Annotated in this window: 4 protein-coding genes; all 4 read left to right on the top strand. The window is 40.7% G+C overall.

Annotated elements, in window-relative coordinates; genetic code table 11:
* Nucleotides 1-776: multicopper oxidase domain-containing protein (locus FTU35_RS12910; protein ID WP_180064793.1), on the top strand; the 776-nt coding region annotated here is incomplete at its 5' end.
* A complete protein-coding gene (locus FTU35_RS12905; RefSeq protein WP_004897649.1) occupies nucleotides 763-1,101 on the top strand; it encodes a hypothetical protein in 339 nt (112 codons plus the stop codon). The genes FTU35_RS12910 and FTU35_RS12905, both read left to right, overlap by 14 nt.
* A complete protein-coding gene (locus FTU35_RS12900) occupies nucleotides 1,088-2,032 on the top strand; it encodes a copper resistance protein B (protein ID WP_154320112.1) in 945 nt (314 codons plus the stop codon). The genes FTU35_RS12905 and FTU35_RS12900 overlap by 14 nt, the downstream gene beginning before the upstream one ends.
* 231 nt (nucleotides 2,033-2,263) lie before the next feature.
* The gene (locus FTU35_RS12895; protein WP_096902756.1) at nucleotides 2,264-3,589 is read left to right on the top strand and encodes an ISNCY family transposase; all 1,326 of its coding nucleotides are present in this window, start codon (nucleotides 2,264-2,266) and stop codon (nucleotides 3,587-3,589) included.
* Nucleotides 3,590-3,765: the final 176 nt, after the last annotated feature.

Raw genomic sequence — 3,765 nt, 5'->3', positions numbered from 1 at the left:
ACTCGAAAATGGATCATTCAAAAATGAACCATGGCGATATGCAAGGCATGGATCACTCGAAAATGGATCATTCAAAAATGAACCATGGCGATATGCAAGGCATGGATCACTCGAAAATGGATCATTCAAAAATGAACCATGGCGATATGCAAGGCATGGATCACTCGAAAATGGATCATTCACAGCATGGCACAGCAAAACCACAAGAAAATGATCAAGTGGTTTATGGTTGGGCAAATGCATCTACACCTGCGGGCAATAAAGCCTTGCAATATAGTGATTTAAAATCTTTAGAACCGCAAAAAGATACTCGTGAAGCTAGCAGTGAATTAGTAGTGCGTTTGGGCGGTACTATGGAGCGTTATATTTGGACGATTAACGGTAAAAAATTCAGCGATGCTGAGCCATTAAAAGTGAAGTATGGCGAGCGTATCCGTATCAAATTTATTAATGACAGTATGATGGCGCACCCCATGCATTTACATGGCATGTTTATGCAGTTGGAGAATGGTCAAGAGTCGGTAGATATGCCGAATAAACACACATTGATTGTACCACCGGGTAAAACAGTCACTGCTTTATTAACTGCGGATGAGTTGGGCGAATGGGCAATCCATTGTCATTTGTTGTATCACATGAGTGCAGGAATGATGAACAAGTTGATCGTGGCAAATGTTAGCGATGAACAAGTGTCTACAACGCCAATTCAAGGTACAAATTCGACTCAAACTCACCAAGTAACTGAGCAAAAAGGAGCTGGACATGCACATCACTAATTTTGTATTTAAAGCGTTTTTTTCTGTTGCGGTATTGAGTTTAACAAGCTTAAGTTTGGCGCACGAAGGGCATCATTCAACTGCTCAGACTGATGGAAAAAATGTACCATCAATGAATCATCAAGCGATGTCTGAGATGGATCATTCACAGCATTCTCCACAAGAGCATGCACAACACATGCAGATGATGGGGAAAATGAATCATGCTGCACATTCAGCACCGATGAACCATCAACATGCAGGTCATCAGCCAATGCATCACAAATCAACAGAGAAACAGCAAGATCAAAAAGTACAGAAAGGAGATCAACATGCGCACCATTAATCTTTTTTCTAAAACTGTTTTAGCAAGCTCTTTGTTGATGGTCAGTGCAGTGAGTTTGGCACATAATGGTGAAGATCATAGTGCGCCTGAAAAAATGACAGTTGCTACATCTTCTAGTCAAAATCAGCCGATGCAAATGGATCGCTCTCAAATGAACCATAGCCAAATGAATCAGGCACAACATCAGGCAACATCTACGGTTAATCATTTACATCATGTACCAGATGCGAATGCTCAGCAGAGTTCGCATTATGATCATCGCTCAGAACACGGTGCGCAAATTTATGCGATTACGACAGTGGACAATAAGTGGCTTGTCAATGAAGATGGCACAGGTGATTTAAAGTCAGAGTTTGAAACCCGTATTGGCACAGATGAAAATAAGCTTTTTATTAAAATTCATGCCGATAAAGAAGAATCGCATGATGCACATTATGATGCCAAACTTTTATATAGCCGTATGATTTCAGACTTTTGGGATGCACAGATTGGTGCACGTTATCGTAGTGAAAAAGTTGAACTCAATGATCATCGCAAAGACACCGAAGAAAATGTTGATGCGGTGATTGGCTTACATGGTATGGCGCCATATTTCTTTGAAACTGATGCTTATCTCTATGCGGGAGAAGACAATTATGCGGGCTTTAGCCTAGAAACGGAACGTGATTTTCTGATTACGCAAAAGTTGATTATTCAACCTTATTTAGAGTTGGATGCTATCTTTAGTGATGACTCTAAATATGCGAAAAAAACTGGTTTAAGCAGTGCAACCGCAGGGTTTGAAACTCGCTATGAAATCAGTAAAAAGATCATGCCTTATATCGACATTGCCTATGAGTATTCAAAAGGTAATGATGAAACGTCGTGGCAAATAGAATCAAACTCTGAGAAAGGTTGGTTATATGGAGCTGGTGTTAGATTTAGATTTTAATTAATTTAATGATTACTAAATAGCTTTATTTAAATAAAACTCTAGCTTAATGTGGCCGGAAGCAAAATGTTAACTTATTTTGCTTCCTTCCATTTAACATAATGGCTGTTATACGAAGTACACTTGTAACTCCAAAATAGAAATGTCCGGTTTCTCCAAAGTAAAAATGTCCGCTTTTAGAATATGCGCTGTTGCAATTTTCTTAGCGGACGGTTTGATATGTTGGTGTCTATGTCGGATAAAGAACTTAAACGATTGTCGGTCTTGCAAGAAATCTGTGATCAACGCATAACCCAGCCCCAGGCTGCTCAGCTACTTCATATTTCAGAACGTCAGATCAGACGTTTATTGCAAAAATACAAAACTCAAGGTCCAACTGCATTAGCCCATGCTGCACGTGGCCAAATCAGCAATTCCAGGCTTCCTGAAGAGCTCAGACTCAAGTGCCTCAATCTGGTCGCTGAACAATTCCATGGTTTCGGACCCACTTTAGCGCATGAAAAGCTCACCACCGTTCATGGCTTTGATATTTCAGTTGAAACACTGCGTTCCTGGATGATTGCAGCAGATCTGTGGATTCCTCGCGCCAAGCGCCTGAAACGCCCGTATCAGCCTCGTTACAACCGGGATTGCTTTGGTGAACTGATCCAAATTGATGGCTCACACCATGACTGGTTTGAAGGACGCGCTGCTAAGTGCTGTTTGCTGGTGTTTATCGATGATGCGACAGGAAAATTGCAGCATTTACGCTTCTGTGAATCAGAATCAACCTTTGACTATATGATTTCAACACGTTTATATGTCGAACAGCACGGTAAGCCTTTAGCGTTTTACAGCGACAAACATTCAGTCTTTAGAGTGAATCAAAGCAGCAAGAAAGACACCAAGATTACCCAGTTTGGACGTGTACTCAGCACCCTCAATATCGATATCATCTTCGCCAATTCACCACAGGCCAAAGGCCGTGTAGAACGGGCGAATAGAACGCTTCAGGACCGTCTGATCAAAGAAATGCGCTTGGAAGGCATCTGTTCGATTGAGCAAGCTAATGCCTGGCTACCCTGCTTCATTGAGCAGTTCAATCAGAAGTTCGCCAAGATGGCTTTTAATCCTAAGAATCTACATCGGCCTATCACTGAAACAGCCGAAGAATTAGATGATATTTTTACTTGGCGTGAACCCCGCAGAGTCACCAATAGCCTGACGATTACTTATGATAAATGCGTATATCTCCTGGAAAACACCGAAGAAAATCAAAGGTTGATCGGTAAGTATCTTGAGTTCCTGGAATACCCGGATGGTACTGTAGCCCTCATGCATGATGGCCGAAAGATCAATTACAGCCTCTTCGATAAATTAAGTCAGCTGAATCAGCGAGAGATTGTTGAGAATAAACGGTTGAGTGCTGTTCTGAATCATATCCAACAACAGCATGAAGAACTGGAACAGCAAAACAAACGTAATCGTTCTCAAAAGATGCCAAGCAGACGTGCACAGAAAACAGCGATTGAACAACGAAATCTAAATCCTGTGCTTGACTTGGAAATGTCCATATAGGACATTTCTATTTGGTTATTAGGTAGGACATTTCTACTTGGGAATAACAACACTTGTATATTAATATAAATATCAATCACTTGAAAATTTAGCCATGACTAAGAAAAAGCAAAAAATCGGCTTTTGTAATAAGTTGGTGAGTTTTTAAGCAGATCTGTAATATTTTGCCAGTAAAT

Origin of the sequence: Acinetobacter sp. YH12095, from assembly GCF_013419245.1 — a bacterium.
In the GTDB taxonomy this organism is placed as follows: domain Bacteria; phylum Pseudomonadota; class Gammaproteobacteria; order Pseudomonadales; family Moraxellaceae; genus Acinetobacter; species Acinetobacter towneri.
This window is presented reverse-complemented; position numbering and strand designations above follow the sequence as displayed.

Bases quoted from the DNA above. Each gene is read 5' to 3' on its own strand.
- FTU35_RS12905 (WP_004897649.1), top strand. From the start codon at position 763: ATGCACATCACTAATTTTGTATTTAAAGCGTTTTTTTCTGTTGCGGTA.
- FTU35_RS12900 (WP_154320112.1), top strand. From the start codon at position 1,088: ATGCGCACCATTAATCTTTTTTCTAAAACTGTTTTAGCAAGCTCTTTG.
- FTU35_RS12895 (WP_096902756.1), top strand. From the start codon at position 2,264: ATGTCGGATAAAGAACTTAAACGATTGTCGGTCTTGCAAGAAATCTGT.